Here is a 19,279-nt window from a genome sequence, read left to right on the forward strand (position 1 = left end):
TGCGAGCCGCGTCGGCGTCTCGTGGAGGGTCCCATGCGCTATGCGTTCAAGCCGTTTTCCGGGTGCGCTTGCCGGCGCGAGCAATGCGCGGTGCCGGCCTCGCCGGGCCTGATCGCCCAGCTCTATGCGCGATACCTGTCGCTGCTGGCCGAGGGCCGGCTCGACAAGGACATGACCTTCGAGGCGTTCTACAAGGTCTGGCGGTCCAGCCGCCGTGGGCCCAACAATGTCGGGCTGGACGACGGCGAGGTCCGGATCGGCGGGATCAAGGGTCCCCTGCGGATCGACCAGCCGTCGAAGAAGCTGGCGGGCGAGATCCGCACGATGGTGCTGCTGGTCGACTTCCCCGATCGTCCGCACGGAGACGATCATAGTACAGGCATGTACGAGCAGATGCTGTTCAGCGTCGGGGCCTTCCCGTCCGGCAGCATGCGCGACTTCTACCGCCGGGCCAGCGGCTGGACCAAGGACAGCGGCGAGGACGGCCCGGGCATCGATGTCACCGGCGAGGTCCACGGCTGGTTCCGGATGCCCAACCCGATCGCCTTCTACGCCGACGGCAATTCGGGCATGAGCGACAACTTTCCGCGCAACGCCCCGGCCATGGCGCGCGACGCGGTGCTGGCCGCCAAGTTCGCCGGCGTCGATTTCGCGGGGTTCGACGCCTTGGGCGAAGGGACGGTCACGGCGCTCTTCGTGATCCACGCCGGCGGCGGCGCCGAGACCACCGGCGACCGCAACGACATCTGGAGCCACAAGTGGATCATCCCGGAAGGCGTCGACGTCGGCCATGGCATCTCGGTCAGCACCTACCTGACCGTGCCCGAGGACTGCCGCGTCGGCGTCTGCGCTCACGAGTGGGGTCATCTGGCCGCGCGCTGGGCCGACTATTATGACACCGGGGCCACCCAGAGCACCCAGTCCAACGGCCTTGGCAACTACTGCCTGATGGCGGCCGGATCGTGGGGCAATTCCGGCCTGACGCCGGTCTATCCCAACGGCATGCTGCGGATGTTCCACGGCTGGGTCGAGCCGGAGATCATCATGGAAAGCACCAAGGGCGTGGTGCTCAAGCCGGCCGCCGAGGGCGGCGCGCCGATAGTGATCCGCAACTCGGCCTTCATGACCGACAGCCAGTACCTGCTGGTGGAGTACCGGCGAAAGCGCAGCCAGGACGCCTTCCTCCCCGATCAGGGCGTGGCGGTCTATGTGGTCGACGAGGCCGTCGCGGACGTCAACGACGAGGGCCGCCTGGCCATCGAGCTGTTGCAGGCCGACAACCGGCGCGACCTGGCCAAGATCTTCGGCCAAGGCAATCGCGGCGACTCCAACGACCTCTATCCCTCGCTGGGCAACGCTGAACTGGGCCGCAAGACCAAGCCGCCGCTGAACATGCCCCGCTCGAAATGGTCGGGCGTCAGCATCAAGGTCATCGGCAATCCGGGCGACGACCAGATGAAGATCGACGTCACCCTGGATGCCTAGGGCCGGGCCGCTCGTCCTTCGTCAGCGCGTGCCGAAAGTCCGATCGCCGGCGTCGCCGAGGCCCGGCACGATATAGCCGTGATCGTTCAGTTCGGCGTCCACGGCGGCCGTCCAGATCGGCACGTCCGGATGCGCGGCGCGCAGGGTCTCGACACCCTGGACCGAGGCCACCAGGCAGACGAAGCGCAGATCGGTGACGCCCGATCGCTTCAGCAGCGTCAGGGCCGCCACCGCCGTGTGGCCGGTGGCCAACATCGGGTCGACCACGATGACCAGCCGGTCGGCGATGTCTTCCGGCGTCTTGTAGTAATACTCCACCGCCTCCAGCGAGGTCGGGTCGCGGAACAGGCCGATGTGGGCCACCCGGGCCGAGGGCACCAGGTCCAGCATCCCCTCGGCCATGCCCAGGCCGGCGCGCAGGATGGGGGCGAAGACCAGCTTCTTGCCGGAGATCTCCTCGGCCCGGGTCGGCGCCACCGGCGTTTCGATCTCGACGGTATGGGTCGGCAGGGCGCGGGTGACCTCGTAGCAGAGCAAGGTCGCCGTCTCGCGCATCAGGGCGCGGAAGGTCTTGGTCGAGGTCTGCTTGTCGCGCATCCGGGTCAGCTTGTGGCGGACCAGGGGGTGGTCGACGATCGTGACGCCTTGCATGGCCAAGCTTCCCTCTTGCGGGGCGCTGGACAGCCGCGCCTCCTCGTCGAACCCAGTGCCGTCTCAAGCCCTTCCCGCCAAGCGGAAATCGCCTAGCGGCCGGTCCCGTAAGCGGCCAGGAACATGTTGACCGCCGGCAGCACCTCGCGGTCGATTTCCTCGGGCGTCGGCTCGGCCATCACGTTGCACAGCCGGGCCTTCAACAGACGGTTCTGGCACAGACCGATGAACTGCTGGGCGGCGTGAACCGGGTCGTCGATTTTCAGTTGGCCGCTTTCGACCGCCTTCTGCAGGGTCGCGCCCAGCCGTTTCGACCCGCTCTTGGGGCCGGCCTCGTAGAACGCCAGGCCGATTTCGGGCGTGCGCTGGGCCTCGGCGACGATGACCCGGAAATTGGCCATGCTGAAGTCGCTCAGCACGATCGACAGGTAGATGCGTCCCGTCTTGATCAGGGCCTCGCGGATGTCGCCCAGCTCGGACTCGATCTCGAACATGGCGTCGCGCTGCCAGGCGCAGTGGCGCACCACATAGGCGGCGAACAGCTCTTCCTTGTTCTTGAAGTAGTTGTAGAGCGTGCCCTTGGACCCGCCGACCCGCGCGGCGATCGTCGACATGGACGCGTTGGCGTAGCCCTCCTCCTGAAACACGTCGCTGGCGACGTCGAGGATGGCTTCGCGGCGGGCGTCTCGGTCGAGACGCGGTTTCACGTCCTGGATCATTTCTTTTCCTTCGGGGTCCCCCTTGATCCCGTCAAGCTCGCGGTTATATCAGCGCCGTTATATGACCGTACAGTACGGTCAATTCAAGATCGGCCGCTCATGACTCCCAACGCCCTGGACAAGCCCGTCGCCTCCCCAGCGGTTTCCGGGTCGCCAAGGTCCCGCGAGGTCGGCGCCACGGCTTCGATCCTGCTGGCCGCCCTGCTGACCAGCGCCTGCGCCACGATGCCCGCCGCGACGCCGGCCCGGGTCGCCAAGGCCCCCGAAGCCTACGCTACCGCCCAGACCCTCTCCGCCTCGGACGCCGCTGCTTGGCCGACCGACGCCTGGTGGAAGGCCTACGGCGACGCCCAGCTGGACACCCTGATCGACGAGGCGCTGGTCGGCTCGCCCACCCTCGCCCAAGCCGAGGCCCGCCTGCGCCGCGCCCAGGCCCTGGCCAACCAGGCCAAGGCCGCGCAGCTGCCCAGCCTCAGCGTCAACGCCGGCGTCGAGCGCGCCAAGCAGAGCTACAACAACGGCATCCCGCCCGACTTCGTGCCGCAGGGCTACAATAACTACGGCCGGCTGGGCCTGGACTTCAGCTGGGAGCTGGACTTCTGGGGCAAGAACCGCGCGGCCGTCGCCGCCGCCACCTCGGAAGCCAGGGCCGCCCAGGCCGACGCCGCCCAGGCCCGGCTGATGCTGGCCACCTCGGTCGCCGCCGCCTATGCGGACCTGGCCCGGCTCTACGCCGAGCGCGACGTGGCCGAACGCTCCGTGGCCTTGCGGCTGGAGACTGAAAGCCTGGTCCGCGACCGGGTCGCCAACGGCCTCGACACCCGGGGCGAGCTGCGCCAAGCGCAGGCGGGTCCGCCCAACGCTCGTTCGGAACTGGCCGCCATAGACGAGCAGATCGCCCAGACCCGCAACGGTCTGGCCGCCCTGCTGGGCGCCGGTCCGGACCGCGGCCTGGCCATCGCTCGGCCGTCGGTCGCCAACCTCAAGCCTTTCGGCCTGCCCGCCAATCTGGCCGCCGATCTGATCGGCCGCCGCCCCGACGTGGTCGCCGCCAAGTGGCGGGCCGAGGCCAGCAGCAAGCGGATCGGCCAGGCCAAGGCCGCCTTCTATCCGAACGTCAACCTGGCCGCCGCGGTCGGCGTGCAGGCGCTGCATCTGGACCAGCTGCTCGAGAGCGGTTCCGACGTCGGCAGCGTCGGTCCGGCCGTCAGCCTGCCGATCTTCGAGGGCGGACGTCTGAAGGCGAACCTGCGAGCCGCCGAGGCCGACCGCGACGGCGCCGTGGCCGCCTACGATTCCGCCGTCACCCAAGCCCTGCGCGACGTGGCCGACGTGGCCGCCAGCGAGCGCGCCCTGAACACCCGGCTAGCCGAAAGCCGCGCCGCCCTGGACGCCAACGAGGACGGCTTCCGCATCGCCCGACTGCGCTATCAGGGCGGTCTTTCCACCTATCAGAACGTGCTGATCGCCGAGCTGGCGGTGCTGGCCCAACGCAGGGTCGTCGCCGATCTGGAAAGCCGCGCCCTGACCCTGGACGTCGCCCTGGTGCGCGCCCTGGGCGGCGGCTTCGCCCCGGCCTGACCTCGGTCCTCTTCCTCTCCGCCCTTTCCGCTTTTCGCGCCTCCAGGACCTCCCCCCATGGCCGACACCGCCGCCTCCACCAAGCCCAACGGCAATCGCCGACAACTGCTGACCGGCCTCGCCGCCGTGGTCATCGTCGGCGGCGTGCTCTGGGCGCTCTATGCGTTCTTCATCGGTTCGCGCCACGTCGAAACCGACAACGCCTATGTCGGGGCCGAAGTCGCCCAGGTGACGCCGCTGATCAGCGGACCGGTCGCCAAGGTGCTGGTCTCCGAGACCCAGGTCGTCGCCGCCGGCCAGCCGCTGGTGGTGATCGACGACGCCGACGCCCGGATCGCCGTCCTCGCCGCCCTGGCCGCGCTCGGCCAGGCTCAACGCAAGGTGAACGGCTACTTCGCCAGCGACGACGCCCTGGCCGGCCAGGTCGCGGCCCGAGACGCCGACATCGCCCGCGCCGCCGCCGCCGTGACCGGCGCCCAGGCCAGCCTCGAACAGGCCCGGCTCGAACTCTCGCGTCGCAAGGCCCTGTCGGACTCCGGCGCGGTCTCCGGCGAGGAGCTGACCATCGCCCAGAGCCGGTTCACCAACGCCCAGTCGGCCGTGACCGAGGCCCGCGCCGCCCTGGCCCAGGCCAAGGCCAGCCGTGTCGCCGCGGAAGGCAACCGCGAGGTCAACACCGCCCTGATCTCGGGCCTGCCCGCCAGCAAGAACCCGGAAATCGCGGCCGCCGAGGCTCGCCTCGCCAGCGCCCAGCTGGCCCTGGACCGCACCGTGCTGCGCGCGCCGCTGGCCGGCGTGGTGTCCAAGAAGAACGTTCAGGTCGGCCAACAGGTGCAGATCGGCGCCCCGCTGATGGCCATCGTCCCGACGACCGACGCCTATGTGGACGCCAACTTCAAGGAAGTGCAGCTGGACAAGGTTCGCATCGGCCAACCGGTGACCCTGACCTCCGACCTCTACGGCGGCGGCGTGAAGTTCCACGGCCGGGTGAAAGGCCTCTCGGGCGGCACCGGCTCGGCCTTCTCGCTGATCCCCGCCCAGAACGCCTCGGGCAACTGGATCAAGGTGGTTCAGCGCCTGCCCGTCCGCATCGCCCTGGATCCGGCCGAGCTGAAGACTCACCCGCTGCGGGTCGGCCTGTCGATGAAGGCCGCCATCGACATCTCCAAGTAGTCCGCGCCCTTAAGCCCCTCCAAGGAAGCGCCGCATGGCCGACCAGAACTCCTCCTCCCCCGCCGCGGGCCCCGCGCCCCTGACCGGCATGATGCTGGCGGTCACCTCGATCGCCCTGGCGCTGGGCACGTTCATGCAGGTGCTGGACAGCACCATCGCCAACGTCTCGATCCCGACCATCGCCGGCAATCTGGGCGTCAGTTCCAGCCAGGGCACCTGGGTGATCACCTCGTTCGCCGTGGCCAACGGCGTGTCGGTGCCTCTGACCGGCTGGCTGATGGGCCGCTATGGCGTGGTCAAGACCTTCGTGGTCTCGGTGCTGCTGTTCACCCTGGCCTCGTTCCTGTGCGGCGTATCGTGGAACCTGCCCTCGCTGATCGGCTTCCGCGTGCTGCAGGGCCTGGTCTCGGGCCCGATGATCCCCGGGTCGCAGGCCCTGCTGATCATGATTTTCCCGGCCAGCAAGCGCGGGACGGCTCTGGCCATCTGGTCGATGACTACCCTAGTGGCGCCGATCTGCGGCCCGATCCTGGGCGGCTACATCTCCGACAACATCGCCTGGCCGTGGATCTTCCTGATCAACGTACCCGTCGGCCTGCTTTGCGCCTTCCTGTGCTGGCGCGGTCTCGCCACCCGCGAGACCCCGACCCGCCGGGTGCCGATCGACACCACCGGCTTCATGCTGCTGCTGGTCTGGGTCGGCGCCCTGCAGGTGATGCTCGACACCGGCAAGGACGCCGACTGGTTCAATTCGCCGGCCATCGTCGTCGAGACCCTGGTGGCCATTGTCGGCTTCATCGCCTGGGTGATCTGGGAGCTGAACGAGAAGCACCCGATCGTCGACCTGTCGCTGTTCAAGTCCAAGAACTTCGCCCTGGGCACGGTGGCCTTCTGCCTGGGCTATGCGGTGTTCTTCGGCAGCAACCTGCTGCAGCCGCTGTGGCTGCAGACCCAAATGCACTACATCGCCACCTGGGCCGGGCTGGTCGCCGCCCCCAGCGGGGTGGTCGCCGTGCTGCTGACCCCATTCGCCGCCCGCATCATGCAGAAGGTCGACGCCCGCTGGACCGCGACCCTGTCGCTGGCCGCGTTCGCCCTGTCGTTCTACATGCGCTCGGGTTTCACGCCGGACGTCGACTTCAAGGCCTTGGTCTGGCCGATGCTGGTGCAGGGGGTGGCGATGAGCACCTTCTTCCTGTCGATGGTGACCATTTCGCTGAACGGCGTGGCGCCCCAGCAGCTGCCGTCCGCCTCGGGCCTGTCGAACTTCTCGCGGATCACCGCCGGCAGCTTCGCCGCCTCGCTGACCACGACGATTTGGGACCGGGGCGAGAGCCTGCATCAGAACCGCATCGCCGAATCCATGGGCTCGAACGATCCGGCCTGGCTGGCGGCGGTGGACCACCTGCAAGCCGCCGGGATGAGCCACGCTCAGGCGGTGGGCGCGGTGACCGCCCAGGTGGTCAACCAGGCCTATCTGTTGTCGACCATCGACTTCTTCCGCGCCTCGGCCTGGCTAGCGGTGCTGCTGATCCCCTGCATCTGGCTGACCAAAAAGGCGATGAGCGGCGGCGGCGCCCCAGCGGCGGCCGACTAGAGCCTCGTCGCCCGCCCTACCCTTCCGGCGCGACGCCGCCTAAGATACCGCTGTCGAGAGGGTTGAAGACGAGATGACGACGACGACGGCCGCCAATCCCCTGCGCCTTTACCAGCGCGTGGCCGCGGATATTGGCCAGGCTATCGCCGACGGCCGCCACCAGCCCGGCCAGCGCCTGGCCTCCGAACGCGACCTGGCCGAGGAGTTCGGCGTCAGCCGACCCACCATCCGGCGCGCCGTGATCGCTCTGGAAATGCGCGGCCTGCTGGAGGCCCGGCAGGGTTCGGGCGTCTATGTCCGCGCCGGCGGCCAACCGCCGCCGCCGCCGCCGCCGCGCGACCTGGACATCGGAGCCTTCGACCAGGCCGAAGCCCGCCGCCTGTTCGAGGGCGAGGCCGCCGCCCTGGCCGCCACCCTGATCACCGAGGAGGAACTTGCCTATCTGGAGACCCTGCTCGCCGAAATGAACAGCGAGGAGGCGACCAAGGAGCAATCCGAGCTCGCCGACCGCCAGTTCCACATCACCATCGCCCAGGCCACCCGAAACAGCGCCATCGTGCGCGTGGTCGAGAACACCTGGGACCTGCGCTACAAGTCGCGCCTGTGCATGCAGATGCTGGAAAAGGCCCGGCACGTCCGCAAGCGGCCGCTGAACGACGAGCACCGCGACATCATCGAATCCCTGCGCACCCGCGACCCCAAGGCCGCCCGATCGGCCATGCAGACCCATCTGGGCGGGCTGATCGAGAACCTGCTGCTGACCGCCGAGTTGGAGGCCATGGAGCAGACCCGCGAGCGCCTGGCCAGCAAGCGCGAGGAGATCGCGCTGCGGGCGGCCAGCGCGGCGAAATAGGCTCCTAGTTCGAAGGCCGATCCGCCGTCGGCGCGACCGGGGCCGCCGGGACGCTGACGACGGGAACGCTCGGCGCCGCCGGCGCAACGGGCGCGACCGGGGCTGTTCCATCGACCGGCGCGACGGTCGTGTCCTCCGCCGGGACCGCGCCCTCCACGGGCGTGCCGTCGGGGTTCAGCAACGTCGGATCCTCGGCCGCCGAGACGGCGTCGTCGCCTTCGGGTTCGGGCGTCGTGGGCGCGTCGCGATTGACGGCATAGGTGGCCACGCTCTTCCAGATCTTGGCCGGCAGGCCGCCGCCGACCACGCCGCGCATGGCGCTGTTGTCGTCATTGCCGACCCAGACCCCGATCACCAAGTCGCCGACATAGCCGACGTACAGAGCGTCGCGGTAGTCCTGGCTGGTGCCGGTCTTGCCGAACGCGCCGGGGATCGCCGCTTCGATGCCCGTGCCGCGCTGGGTGGCCGAGCGCAGCAGGTCGCGCATGCTGGCCAGTTCTGCCTTGGTCAGCGGGTGGACGTTGGCGGGCTTCTTCCAGTCGGCCAGGCCGTGCGGGATCACCGGCGCCTCGCCCGCGTCGATGGCCGCATAGGCCGCCGTCAGCCGCACCAGGCTCATCGGCCCGGTGCCCAGCGCCAGGGTCAGGTCGTCCGGGATCGGGTCGGTGACGCCGAGGTCGCGGGCGGTGGCGACAATCGGGTCACGCCCAATGTCGTGGGCCAGGCGCACCGCCGCCACGTTGGACGAGGCGGCGAAGGCGGTGATCAGCGGCACCTCACGGCCGGCGTACTTGCCCTCATGGTTCTTGGGCGTCCAGCCGCTGACGACGACCGGCGCGTCCAGGATCGGGCTGGTCGGGGTCATGCCCTGACGGATGGCCGCCAGATAGACGAACAGCTTGAAGGCCGAGCCCGGCGGACGTTGGGCGTCGGCGCGGTTGAACTGGCTGACCTTGTAGTCGCGGCCGCCGACCATGGCGACGATCCGGCCGTCGGTGCGCATGGCCACGATCGCGCCCTGGGTGACGTTCAGCACCTTGCCGTCGCGGGCGATGGCCTGGTCGAGGATCTTCTCGGCCTGGGCCTGCAGCCGGGGATCCAGCGTCGTGCGCACCACCGTCTCGCCGTAGGTGTTCTCGAACACCGCCTTGGCCTGGGGGAAAACCCAGTCGGCGAAGTAGGAGCCCACCGGCAGCTTCGGCCGGCCGGCCTGGACGTGGACCTGCCGGACCGCGCGGGTCGCCTGGGCCTGTGTGATCACCCCGGTGTCGACCATGGCGCCTAGCACGGTCTTCATCCGCGTCTTGGCGCCGTCGAAGTTCTCGGTCGGGGCCCAGCGGGACGGCGCCTTGACCAACCCCGCCAGCATCGCCGCCTCGCCGATCGACAGGGTCTCGGGCGTCTTGTCGAAATAGTGCCGAGCCGCCGCGCGCAGGCCGAAGGCGCCGTCGCCGAAATAAACGGACGACAGGTAGCGCGACAGGATCTCGTCCTTGGACAGGCGCGCGTCCAGATAGACGGCGATGACGAGCTCCTGGATCTTCCGCCGGAACGTCCGCTTGTTGGACAGGAAGGCGTTCTTGGCCAGTTGCTGGGTGATGGTCGACCCGCCCTCGGACACCCCGCCGGCCTTGGCGTTGGCGCCCATGGCGCGCAGGATCGCCTTCGGATCCACGCCGATGTGCTTGTAGAAGCGCCGGTCCTCGATGGCGATGAACGCGCCGGGCACATAGGCGGGCAGCTTGGCGACCTCGACCGGCGCTTCCTTGTAGGAGCCACGACGGGCTATGGGCGAGCCGTCCGAGGCCACGATCACCAGGGTCGGATTAGCCAGGGGCTCCAGCGCCCGGCCCAGCGGCAGGGACCACAGCAGCGAGGCGATGATCGCGATCACGACCGCCACCGAGGCGGCCGCGCCGATCTGCCAGGGCCGCCGTTTCCAGATCGGCGGCTTGGCCGGCGGCGAAGGCGGCGGTTCGGCCGCGTCCGCCGCCGGTGTTTCGACGACCTCGGCCTCGATCGCTTCGGGCGGCTCCGCGTCCGTCGCGTCTGGAATTTCGACCAGGGGTGCGGGGCTGAGGATCGCGGAGTCGGGCGCTTCGGTCTCGACCGTCGGCGTTTCGACGACGTCCGCCTCTATGCGCTCGGCCGGCGCGGCGGCGGCCTTGCTCTTGGTCTTGGACCTGGATCGGGGTTTGGCGGCCTTGCGCTTGGGCGTCGCCGCTTCCAGGACTTCCGCCTCGGTCGGCCCGGCGGCGACCGCGTTCGAGGCTTCTTCCGAGTTCTCGGACGGCGTCGGGTCGGCGGGCTCGAAATCGTCGGCTGCGTCGGGCATTCGGATCGCACTCGTTCGGGCGGAAGTTCACCAGCAAGAGCGCGGGCAATAGCACAGGCGGCCCGCCCAGCGGCACGCCCCAAGGTAACGTCGCGCAAAAAAATGGCCGGGCCCGCGAACGGGACCGGCCAACAGTGGGGGATGAGCGGGAGGGTTCTAGAAGTTCACGTCCAGGCGCGCGCCGAAGTAGCGGAAGGCGTCGCGGCCCGGGAACCAGGTCTTGCCCTGAGCCGTCGGAATGGCCGGGTTGCTGTAACCCGAAGTGCCGTTGCCCAGGCCTTGGGCGTACCGCTTGTCGAACAGGTTGTTGGCGAAGGCGCTCAGCTTGTACTTGCCGCCGCGGTCGGTGATCCCGACAGTCAGGTCGGCGACGCTGTAGGCCTTCTGGACCGTGCGCGGATCCTGGCTGAGCGCGAAGTTGATGTCGTCCTGCCAACGCAATGTGGCGCCGACGAAGGCCTTGAACGGCACGTTGTCGGGCAGGTCGATGTCGTACTGACCGCCGACGCTGAACTTGTACTTGGGCACGTTGTTCAGGCGCGCGCCGTGCAGGTTCTGCTGGCGCCCGCTGACGGTTTGCGGCTTGCCGGCCACGATGGGCTGCAACTGAGTGTAGCAGGTCCCGGGCGCCCCCACCCCGCCGACCGGAAGCGGCGAGCCCGCCAGGAGCGGCTGGCCCGAGTAGCAGGGGCCGTTCGGGAAATCGATGACCGTCGCGTCGGTGTAGGCGAACGCCCCGTTGAGGCGGAAGTTGGAGGTCAGGCGGGCCACGCCGTCCAGTTCCAGGCCCCGGGTGCGCAGGTGGCCGACGCTGTTGAGGAAGGTCAGGAAGGTGCCGTCCGGCAGGAACGAGGTCACCGAGGTCTGGAAGCCGTGATAGTCGGCGTTGAACAGGGTGGCGTTGAAATAGACCCGGCGGTCCAGCAGGCTGCTCTTGAGGCCCAGCTCGTAGTTCTTGGCCGTCTCGGCCGGCACGGGCATGTTCGCCGCGATCTTCGCGTCGAACGTGCTGACCAGGTCGTAGGCCTGACCCTTGTAGCCCGTCGAATAGGTGGCGAAGGTCATGATGTCCGGCGTCCACTTATACTGGACCCCGACCTTGCCGGTCACCGCGTCGTCGTCGTTGGCCCCGCTGAACTCCTGGATCGTGGTCGAGGCGCCCGGTGTCGTGCTGGCGAAGATCGTCTTGTGGAAGTGGTAGTCGATCTTCTGGCGGTTGATCCGCGCGCCGCCGGTCAGGCTGAGCTTGTCGGTCACGTCGAAGGTGGCGTTGGTGTAGGCCGAGTAGTTCTCGTTGGTGCTTTCGGCCAGGTAGCGGGCCAGCTGCAGCACCGGACCGCGGTCCAGATAGCGGTCGAGCTCATTGCGGGCGTACCAGAGGCCGGCCACGTAGCGGAACCGGGTGTCGCCCGGCGAGGTCAGGCGAAACTCCTGGGTCACCGACTTGGCGTGGAAGTAACCGTTGATCCGGGCGCCGCTGTTGACGCCCGAGGGATTGGCGACCGGGAAGCCCAGCAGGAACGGCACGTCGGTGCCGTCGATGTCCTGGAAGTCGGTCATCTTCCAGCGGTCCTGGGAGGTGATCGACGAAAAGGTGTGGCCCTTCAGGACCGAGCCCTCGCCGAAGTCGTAGTCTAGGCGGGCCGTGCCGCCGAACACCTCGGAATTGCCGCCGCCGATGCGGTCGTCGGCGCGGATGAAGTGGTTGTTCTTGTCGATGGTGATCCCGCGCAACGTCGTGCTCGCGGGGAAACCGGGTTCGCCCTGGTAGAATAGGCCCGGCGTCATCTCGGTGATCGGGCTGGTGCAGCAGCTGGAGACGTTGTGGTTGAACCGCGGCGCCAGGCTGAGCTTCAGGTTTTCGGTCGGGGTCCACTCGATCTTGGCGGTGGCCGTGAAGCCCGCGCTGCCGTTGACGTTCTTGCCGGTGGTCAGGTTCTTGACGTTGCCGTCGTAGTCGCTCTTGGACACGGTCAGGCGGGCGCGCACCGTGTCGCTGATCGGACCAGTGACGGTGAAGCCGATGCGTTTCTCGCCGTCGTCGGTCGTCAGGGCCATGGCCTTGCCGCCGGGCGTGTTGGAAGGCGCGGCGGTGACGATGTTCAGCACGCCGGCGATGGCGCTCTTGCCGAACAGGGTGCTCTGCGGACCGCGCAGCACTTCCACGCGCTCGACGTCGATCAGGTCCTTGAAGGCGGCGGCCTGGAAGCCGATCGGCACGTCGTCGATGACCACCGCGACATCAGACTCAACGGCGATGCCGTTCGAGAAGGTGCCGATACCGCGCATCTTGATGCTGAAATTGCCCGGCTGGGAGCCGTAGTCGATCGACACCGAAGGCGACAGCTTCACCAGATCGCCCAGTTCGCGGACGTTGTTGCGGTCGATCACGTCCTGGGTCAGAGCGGTCACCGACACCGGCACGTCTTGCAGGCGCTCAGCGCGCTTGGTCGAGGTGACGATGATCTCTTCAAGTTGGACCGACGGATCCGAACCGGCGGACTGGGCCTGGGCGACGCCCGTCCCCGCCACCACGGCGATCACAGCGGTTGACGCCAACAGGGCATGCTGAACGGTTCTCATAATCTGTCCCCTCGCTTCCTCGCGCGGCGCCCGGCCGGTTCATCCGGTCAATTATGAGCACCCAATTTGGTAAGGCCAAAATTGGTCAGTGGTCAGGGGAATTGTCAAGTAGGCGACGACATCGTTGTCATTTTCGCCTAACTTGCTGAAAAGACAGAGTCTTGATGCCCGCAACCCGGTCACGAGCGTCGACGCCTTTGCGTATCGCTATGAAATATGGTCATTTAGCCTTTTGACCAGACGGCAAATTGGTAATGCCAAAATGGTCATAAAGATCGAGGGGCGAATGATCCGCACACCACCGCACATGACGGCGTCGCTCTTCGCGGCCAGGCCAATCGGCCGCCATGCGAAATCGGGCCGATGAGCGGATCCGCGATGAAGCTCCGCCCCAGCACGGACCGCGAAGGCCTGCGCCGCATGACGGCCCAGGACATCCGCGACACCTTCGTGATCGGCGACCTGTTCCAGCCAGGCCAGGTCGCGATGACCTATGTCGAGGTCGACCGCGCCGTGGTGGGCTCGGCCGCTCCGCTGACCGTCCCCCTGCCCTTGCCCACCGACCGCCGCCTGGCCTCGGCCTATTTCTGCGAACGCCGCGAACTGGGCGTGATCAACATCGGCGGCCCCGGCTGGGTCGAGCTGGACGGCGCCCGCCATGACCTGGACAACCTGGACAGCCTCTATGTCGGCCGCGGCGTCGAGGCCGTGACCTTCGCCAGCGCCTCGGTCAACGCGCCGGCCAAGTTCTATTTCGTCAGCTATCCGGCCCACGCCGCCCATCCCAGCCGCCGGGTGCGCAAGGCCGAGGCGCGCGTGATCCAGGCCGGCGATCAGAAGACAGCCAACCGCCGGGTCATCCGCCAAAGCATCCGCCCTGGCGTCGTCCAGACCTGCCAACTGGTCATGGGCTTCACCGAGCTGGAGCCCGGCAACGTCTGGAACACCATGCCGCCGCACACCCACGGACGGCGCAGCGAGATCTACATGTATTTCGACGCAGCCCCGGCCCGGGTGATGCACATCATGGGCGAGCCCTCCAACCCCAGGACGGTGTTCATGGACGACGGCGAGGCGGTGTTCTCGCCCAGTTGGTCGATGCACAGCGGGGTCGGCACGGCCGACTACCGCTTCGTCTGGTCGATGGGCGGCGAGAACCTGGACTTCGACGATATGGACCACCTGACCCTGGCCGACCTGCGCTAGGACGCGGGCGGATAGACAAGACCAAGAACGACGAGGGAGACGAGACGATGCTGCGACGCCTGACCGCAGTTCTTCTGGCGACGGCCGCCCTGCTGGGGCCGTCGCAGGCCTGCGCGGCGGCGCCCGCCAGGCCCGCCGCCGGCGTCAGCGCACCGGCCAAGGCCGCGGTCCTGACGGCCGGGGCTCGCGTGGCCGACTGGCAGCTGGGCCACATGGACAACTTCGACTACGTGCCGGCCTCGCAGTTCCGGCGTGACACCGAGGCCCCGCGCGACTGGATCCAAGCGGCGTTCTACATCGGCCTGACCGCCTTCGCAGACGCCTCCAGCCAGCCCAAGTACGCCGACGCGATCCTCGCTCACGGCCAGGCCGAGGGTTGGGACTTCGACAAGCGCCCCCGCCATGCCGACGCCGACGCCACCGGCGCGGTCTGGATCTGGTCGGCGGCCCGCACGCATGACGCGGCCAAGCTGGCTCCGGTGCGCGCCCGTTTCGACGCGGTGCTGGCCGATCCCTCGACCGTCGATCTGGGGTTCGAAGCCAAGCCGCCGCAGGGCGGCGATCCCTATTGCCAGGCCCGCTGGTGCTGGAGCGACGCCATCTTCATGGCCCCGCCCGCCTGGGTCGCCCTGACCAAGGAGACCCAGGATTCGCGTTATCTGGCTCATGCCGACCGCGAGTTCTGGGCGACCACCGACCTGCTCTACGACAAGACGGACCACCTCTATTTCCGCGACAGCCGCTTCATCGCCAAGCGCAGCGACGCCGGCGCCAAGATCTTCTGGGGCCGCGGCAACGGCTGGGCCTTCGCCGGGATCGCCCGCATCCTGCAGGACTTGCCCAAGGACCATCCGAGCCGGCCGCGCTACGAGGCGCTGTTCAGGCAGATGGCCGCCAAGATCGTCGCCCTGCAGGGCGAGCAGGGTTATTGGCCGGTCTCGCTGCTGGAGCCGCAGAAGACGCCCGAGACCAGCGGGACCGGCTTCTTCGTCTACGGCTTGGCCTGGGGCGTGAACCACGGCCTGTTGCCCGCCGCCCAGTATCGCCCGGCGATCGACAAGGGCTGGACCGCCCTGACCGCCGCGATCGAGCCCGACGGCAAGCTGGGCTGGGTGCAGCGCGTGGGCGCCGCACCGGACCAGGTGGGACCGGACGACACCCAACTCTATGGCGTCGGCGCCTTCCTGCTGGCGGCTAGCGAGGTCTCCAGATTGCCCCCGACGACCGCCAGGGCGGCCAGGCCGTGACGCCGCTTGCCCCGCCGCCCGTCCCCGCCGGAACCCGTCCCGGACTCCTTTCAGACATTTGGAGCGAGGCTGGCGCCGAAACCGGCATCCACTTTCGGCTGCCACGCTCTAGGATGACCGACATGACCACCGGCGCCTCAGACCCCCAGAAGCTGTACCAGCAGATCGCCCGGGCGATCGCCACGTCCATCAACGACGGCCGCTATGGCCCCGGCGACAAGCTGCCGTCCGAGCGCGAACTGGCTGACGACTTCGGCGTGAGTCGTCCGACCGTTCGCGACGCCATGATCGCCCTGGAGTTCCAGGGCCTGGTCGAGGCGCGTCAGGGATCGGGCGTCTATGTCAACGCCACGACGGCGCCGGGCGCGGACGATTCCGCCGAGGTCGAGGTCGGGGCGCTGGAACTGACCGAGGCGCGGCGCCTGTTCGAGGGCGAGGCCTGCGCCCTGTCGGCCGCCACCGTCACCGACGACAACCTGGCCCTGCTGGACCAGATCGCCAGCCAGATGGCCCGCAGCTTCGCGCCCGACGAGGTCGAGCGGCTGGAGCAGGAGTTTCATCTGGCCATCGCCCGCGCGACCGGCAACGCCGCCATCGAGGCCGGCGTCGAGGACCTGTGGACCCTACGCCTGCAGTCGCCGACCTGCGTGGCCATGCTGCGACGGGCCCGCGCCCATGGCGGCGGAGACTTCGTCGAGGAGCATCGTCAGATCATCGCCGCCCTGCGCCAGCGTGATCCCAAGGCCGCCCGCCAGGCGATCCACGCCCATCTGGCCCAGGTGATCGACGACCTGCTGGCCGTGACCGAACTCGACGCCCTCCAGCAGACCCGCCAGAAAATGGCCGAGCAGCGACGTGAGCTGGCTCGGCGCACCGAGATCTAGAGACGCGAGCCCCCAAATGTCCAAGCTGATCCTCTCGCTCGCGGTCGCCGCGAGCTTCTCCCTACCCGTCCTGGCCTTGCCCGGTCTGGCTGGGGCCCAGGTCGATCCCGTCATGCCGCCCCTGGTCGAGCCGGTGCTGGCCAAGCCCGACGCCGAGGGCCAGAAACCCCGCGCCGTCGTCGCCTACGCGCCCTATCGCTACGACGACATCCTCTGGGAGAACGACCGCACCGCCCACCGCATCTACGGCCCGGCGCTGGAAGCGGCCGAGCCGCCCTCGACCTCCGGGATCGACGCCTGGGGCAAGAACGTCCGCTGGCCCTACATGGAGCGCCAGCTGAAGACCGGCAAGCAGCATGACTTCCACGGCGAAGGCCTGGACTTCTACGACGTCAGCACCTTCCGGGGAGCCGGCGGCCTGGGCGTCTGGCACGACAACAAGCTGTGGACCTCGCGCAACTGGAAGTCCTACGAGATCCTCAAGACCGGCGGCGACGTCGCCCAGTTCAAGGTCACCTACGCCCCGTGGCCGGTCGACGTGGACCGCAAGGTCTGGGAGACCCGCACCTTCACCCTGCCGCTGGGCACCAACTTCACGCGGATGGTCTCGACCATCAGCTCCGACAAGCCCGGCCCGCTGGTGATCGGCATCGGCATCAGCAAGCGCCAAGCCACTCACAACGGCGCGGGCGGCGTGTTCACCAAGGATCTGGGCGCGGGCCGCGTCTCGTACTGGCAGCCGACCGATCCGGTGCGGGGCACGATGGGGATCGCCCTGATGGTCGATCCCAAGGCGCTGGTCGAGGTGCGCCAGGACGCCGACAACTACATCGTCCTGGTCAAGGTCGAGCCCGGCAAGCCGTTCGTCTACTACATGGGGGCGGCCTGGGACAAAGGCCTGGACTTCCATGATCGGGAGGGCTGGGAAGCCTATGTGAAGGGCCAGAAGCCGGATTTCGATCCGACCCACTAGGCTTGGCGGAACGCCGGCGGCCGGCGCGCGCTCCCCCAAGAGGCGCGACCGGACGAGACCATCGTGGGCAAACGATCCAAATCGATAGCAACGACCGCCGAACGGCCGTTGCGCGCGTCCCTGTCGACCGTCGCCCTTGTCGTCGACTGGGCGACCTTGGCCGCGCTCGGCGCCGCCACCGTCGCGCTGGTGGTCACCACGTGGCGACCACATCGCCGGAACAAATCCTGATGTCAGAAGAGATTGGTGCGGGCGGTCGGGGTCGAACCGACACTCCTTTCGGAACCGGATTTTGAGTCCGGCGCGTCTACCAGTTTCACCACGCCCGCGCTTCGCGGCGACCGAGGTCGGCGAAGGAGGGGTTGTCTAGCAAAGGCGTGCGGGAAGTTCCAGCGTCGCTTTTTGTCTTGATGCACCCGCTTTCCTTCGCGGCGCGGCTGACCGATGCTCCCGCCGCTCGCAGGAGAGTCACCTTGCCCCCACCCCGTCCCGGTCCCCGTAACCTGATCACCGATGTGTCGGGCCTAAGCGTCGGCCACGCCACGGACGAGGCGGTGCGCAGCGGGGTGACCGTCCTGCTCTGTCCCGAAGGCTGGGTCGCGGCGGTGGACGTGCGCGGCGGCGGACCAGGGATTCGCGAAAGCGACGTGCTTCGCCCCGAAAACAATTTCAGCCGGGCCCACGCCATCACCTTGTCGGGTGGTTCGGTGTTCGGCCTGGGCGCGGCCGACGGCGTGACGGCGGCGCTGTCGGCGGCGGGCCACGGCCTGCGGCTGGCGGCGGGATCGCCGACCATACCGATCGTGCCGGGGGCGGTGCTGCACGACCTGGGCAACGGCGGCGACAAGACTTGGGGCCTGGACCCGCCCTATCGCGCCCTGGGCCTGGACGCCGTCGCGGCGGCCGGCGAGGACTTCGCCCTAGGCTCGATCGGGGCCGGGCGCGGCGCGATGGCCGGCGTGAACAAGGGCGGCGTCGGCTCGGCCTCTCTGGACCTGAGCGACGGTCTCATCGTCGGAGCCCTGGCGGCGGTCAATCCAGTGGGGTCGGTCTACATGCCCGGCGGCGAGGCGTTCTGGGCCTGGCCGTTCGAGATCGACGGCGAGTTTGGCGGTCTCGTTCCGGATCCGGCGGCCCGCGCGGTCGAGCCAATTTCCGACGACAGCAAACTGGCGGCGCTCGGCCGGTTCATCGCCGGCGCCAACACCACCCTGGCCGTGGTGGCGACCACCGCCGCCCTGACCACCGCCGAGGCCACGCGGCTGGCGATGATGGCCCAGGACGGCCTGGCCCGCGCCATTCGCCCGGTCCACACCCCGTTCGACGGCGACGTGGTCTTCGCCCTGTCCTCCGGCGCCGTCGAGATCGGCGAGGGTCCGGCGCGGTCGCTGATGATCGCGCGACTGGGCGCCGCGGCCGCCGACACCATGGCCCGGGCGATCACGCGCGGCGTCTATTCGGCGCGTTCGGATCCTGGCGGCGCCGTATCGGCCCCGTAGAGCGTGCCGGCGGCGGTCTCGAGCTGGCCCAGCAGTCGCTTGAGAGTCGCCACCTCGCTGGGCGCCAGGCCGGCCAGCAGCGCGGCCTCATAGGCGCGCGCCAAGGGCACGATCTCGGCGAACAGGCGACGGCCGGCGGCGGTCAGTTCCAGGCTGTGCGAGCGCCGGTCGACGCGGTTGCTCAGGCGCACGGCCAGGCGGCGCTCGACCAGTTCCTGGGCGGCGCGGCTGACGCGCACCTTGTCCATGGCCGTGCGCACGACGGCGGCCTGCTGGGTCAGCGGCCCCTCGGCCAGCACCGACATCAGCCGCCACTGCGGAATGCTGAGGCCGAAGCGGTCCTCGTAAGCCCGGGCGATCAGCCGGCTGACGGCGCTGGACGACGTCGCCAGCTGGTAGGGCAGATAGTCGGCCAGCGAGACGTGCTCGGGGGCGCCTTCGGGGGGATTCTGCGTCATGGGTGAGACCGTCGCGGCCATGGCCTTCCTTTCGT

General features: G+C 68.8%; 15 protein-coding genes and 1 tRNA gene. 10 read left to right on the top strand and 6 right to left on the bottom strand.

The features are described from left to right. Window positions 1–33: 33 nt before the first annotated feature. Window positions 34–1,485, top strand: a complete 1,452-nt coding sequence (locus tag ASD21_RS19640) for a M6 family metalloprotease domain-containing protein (protein WP_056445316.1) — start codon at window positions 34–36, stop codon at window positions 1,483–1,485. A 21-nt stretch (window positions 1,486–1,506) separates the two neighbouring features. On the opposite strand, the gene upp is transcribed toward ASD21_RS19640, so the two are convergent. Both upp and ASD21_RS19650 read right to left on the bottom strand, forming a co-directional pair. Beyond that, window positions 1,507–2,136 carry a uracil phosphoribosyltransferase gene (upp, locus tag ASD21_RS19645; protein WP_056445318.1) on the bottom strand — a complete coding sequence of 210 codons (630 nt, stop codon included), beginning with the start codon at window positions 2,134–2,136 and terminating at the stop codon, window positions 1,507–1,509. 92 nt (window positions 2,137–2,228) lie between these two features. Continuing rightward, a complete protein-coding gene (locus ASD21_RS19650; RefSeq protein WP_056445322.1) occupies window positions 2,229–2,855 on the bottom strand; it encodes a TetR/AcrR family transcriptional regulator in 627 nt (208 codons plus the stop codon). A gap of 99 nt (window positions 2,856–2,954) precedes the next feature. On the opposite strand from ASD21_RS19650, the gene ASD21_RS19655 reads away from it, so the two are divergent. The 4 genes from ASD21_RS19655 to ASD21_RS19670 all read left to right on the top strand — a co-directional run bounded on the left by ASD21_RS19655 (window position 2,955) and on the right by ASD21_RS19670 (window position 8,059). Then, on the top strand, window positions 2,955–4,436 hold the full coding sequence (locus ASD21_RS19655) for an efflux transporter outer membrane subunit (protein WP_056445325.1): 1,482 nt from the start codon (window positions 2,955–2,957) through the stop codon (window positions 4,434–4,436). A 57-nt stretch (window positions 4,437–4,493) separates the two neighbouring features. Further along, window positions 4,494–5,609 (top strand): HlyD family secretion protein, encoded by a 1,116-nt coding sequence (locus ASD21_RS19660; RefSeq protein ID WP_056445328.1) that lies wholly within the window; start codon window positions 4,494–4,496, stop codon window positions 5,607–5,609. 34 nt (window positions 5,610–5,643) lie between these two features. Continuing rightward, window positions 5,644–7,206 carry a DHA2 family efflux MFS transporter permease subunit gene (locus ASD21_RS19665; RefSeq protein ID WP_056445332.1) on the top strand — a complete coding sequence of 521 codons (1,563 nt, stop codon included), beginning with the start codon at window positions 5,644–5,646 and terminating at the stop codon, window positions 7,204–7,206. Between the two features lie 73 nt (window positions 7,207–7,279). Next, window positions 7,280–8,059: a FadR/GntR family transcriptional regulator gene (locus tag ASD21_RS19670; RefSeq protein ID WP_056445335.1), complete on the top strand. Its 780-nt coding sequence runs from the start codon at window positions 7,280–7,282 to the stop codon at window positions 8,057–8,059. Window positions 8,060–8,063: 4 nt separating this feature from the next. Here ASD21_RS19670 and ASD21_RS19675 read toward each other — a convergent pair whose 3' ends face one another. Together ASD21_RS19675 and ASD21_RS19680 are read right to left on the bottom strand one after the other, a co-directional pair. Next, entirely contained in the window at window positions 8,064–10,394 is a 2,331-nt protein-coding gene (locus tag ASD21_RS19675; protein ID WP_082554854.1) for a transglycosylase domain-containing protein, read from the bottom strand. Window positions 10,395–10,550: 156 nt separating this feature from the next. Beyond that, window positions 10,551–12,953, bottom strand: a complete 2,403-nt coding sequence (locus ASD21_RS19680) for a TonB-dependent receptor (protein ID WP_235524923.1) — start codon at window positions 12,951–12,953, stop codon at window positions 10,551–10,553. A 402-nt stretch (window positions 12,954–13,355) separates the two neighbouring features. Here ASD21_RS19680 and kduI point away from each other — a divergent pair, with 402 nt between their 5' ends. From kduI to ASD21_RS19700, 4 genes are all read left to right on the top strand, one after another. Further along, window positions 13,356–14,183, top strand: coding sequence for a 5-dehydro-4-deoxy-D-glucuronate isomerase (kduI, locus tag ASD21_RS19685; protein WP_056445339.1), 828 nt, complete (start codon window positions 13,356–13,358; stop codon window positions 14,181–14,183). 47 nt (window positions 14,184–14,230) lie between these two features. Then, complete coding sequence (locus ASD21_RS19690; protein WP_056445342.1) at window positions 14,231–15,430, top strand: glycoside hydrolase family 88/105 protein; 1,200 nt, start codon at window positions 14,231–14,233, stop codon at window positions 15,428–15,430. Between the two features lie 122 nt (window positions 15,431–15,552). Then, window positions 15,553–16,314 carry a FadR/GntR family transcriptional regulator gene (locus ASD21_RS19695; RefSeq protein WP_056446219.1) on the top strand — a complete coding sequence of 254 codons (762 nt, stop codon included), beginning with the start codon at window positions 15,553–15,555 and terminating at the stop codon, window positions 16,312–16,314. A 16-nt stretch (window positions 16,315–16,330) separates the two neighbouring features. After that, window positions 16,331–17,287 (top strand): DUF4861 family protein, encoded by a 957-nt coding sequence (locus ASD21_RS19700; protein ID WP_056445345.1) that lies wholly within the window; start codon window positions 16,331–16,333, stop codon window positions 17,285–17,287. A 244-nt stretch (window positions 17,288–17,531) separates the two neighbouring features. On the opposite strand, the gene ASD21_RS19705 is transcribed toward ASD21_RS19700, so the two are convergent. After that, window positions 17,532–17,616 (bottom strand) — tRNA-Leu (locus ASD21_RS19705). A 144-nt stretch (window positions 17,617–17,760) separates the two neighbouring features. Here ASD21_RS19705 and ASD21_RS19710 point away from each other — a divergent pair. Further along, window positions 17,761–18,786: a P1 family peptidase gene (locus tag ASD21_RS19710; RefSeq protein ID WP_056445347.1), complete on the top strand. Its 1,026-nt coding sequence runs from the start codon at window positions 17,761–17,763 to the stop codon at window positions 18,784–18,786. Here ASD21_RS19710 and ASD21_RS19715 read toward each other — a convergent pair. Next, entirely contained in the window at window positions 18,741–19,265 is a 525-nt protein-coding gene (locus ASD21_RS19715; protein ID WP_056446221.1) for a MarR family winged helix-turn-helix transcriptional regulator, read from the bottom strand. The two genes, ASD21_RS19710 and ASD21_RS19715, sit on opposite strands and share 46 nt — an antisense overlap. Window positions 19,266–19,279 lie beyond the last annotated feature (14 nt).

The organism is Caulobacter sp. Root1455 (assembly GCF_001426905.1).
Lineage (GTDB): Bacteria > Pseudomonadota > Alphaproteobacteria > Caulobacterales > Caulobacteraceae > Caulobacter.

Excerpts from the sequence above, each read along its gene's own strand:
- ASD21_RS19640 (WP_056445316.1), top strand. The coding sequence starts at position 34 with ATGCGCTATGCGTTCAAGCCGTTTTCCGGGTGCGCTTGCCGGCGCGAG.
- upp (WP_056445318.1), bottom strand. The coding sequence starts at position 2,136 with ATGCAAGGCGTCACGATCGTCGACCACCCCCTGGTCCGCCACAAGCTG.
- ASD21_RS19650 (WP_056445322.1), bottom strand. The coding sequence starts at position 2,855 with ATGATCCAGGACGTGAAACCGCGTCTCGACCGAGACGCCCGCCGCGAA.
- ASD21_RS19655 (WP_056445325.1), top strand. The coding sequence starts at position 2,955 with ATGACTCCCAACGCCCTGGACAAGCCCGTCGCCTCCCCAGCGGTTTCC.
- ASD21_RS19660 (WP_056445328.1), top strand. The coding sequence starts at position 4,494 with ATGGCCGACACCGCCGCCTCCACCAAGCCCAACGGCAATCGCCGACAA.
- ASD21_RS19665 (WP_056445332.1), top strand. The coding sequence starts at position 5,644 with ATGGCCGACCAGAACTCCTCCTCCCCCGCCGCGGGCCCCGCGCCCCTG.
- ASD21_RS19670 (WP_056445335.1), top strand. The coding sequence starts at position 7,280 with ATGACGACGACGACGGCCGCCAATCCCCTGCGCCTTTACCAGCGCGTG.
- ASD21_RS19675 (WP_082554854.1), bottom strand. The coding sequence starts at position 10,394 with ATGCCCGACGCAGCCGACGATTTCGAGCCCGCCGACCCGACGCCGTCC.
- kduI (WP_056445339.1), top strand. The coding sequence starts at position 13,356 with ATGAAGCTCCGCCCCAGCACGGACCGCGAAGGCCTGCGCCGCATGACG.
- ASD21_RS19690 (WP_056445342.1), top strand. The coding sequence starts at position 14,231 with ATGCTGCGACGCCTGACCGCAGTTCTTCTGGCGACGGCCGCCCTGCTG.
- ASD21_RS19695 (WP_056446219.1), top strand. The coding sequence starts at position 15,553 with ATGACCACCGGCGCCTCAGACCCCCAGAAGCTGTACCAGCAGATCGCC.
- ASD21_RS19700 (WP_056445345.1), top strand. The coding sequence starts at position 16,331 with ATGTCCAAGCTGATCCTCTCGCTCGCGGTCGCCGCGAGCTTCTCCCTA.
- ASD21_RS19715 (WP_056446221.1), bottom strand. The coding sequence starts at position 19,265 with ATGGCCGCGACGGTCTCACCCATGACGCAGAATCCCCCCGAAGGCGCC.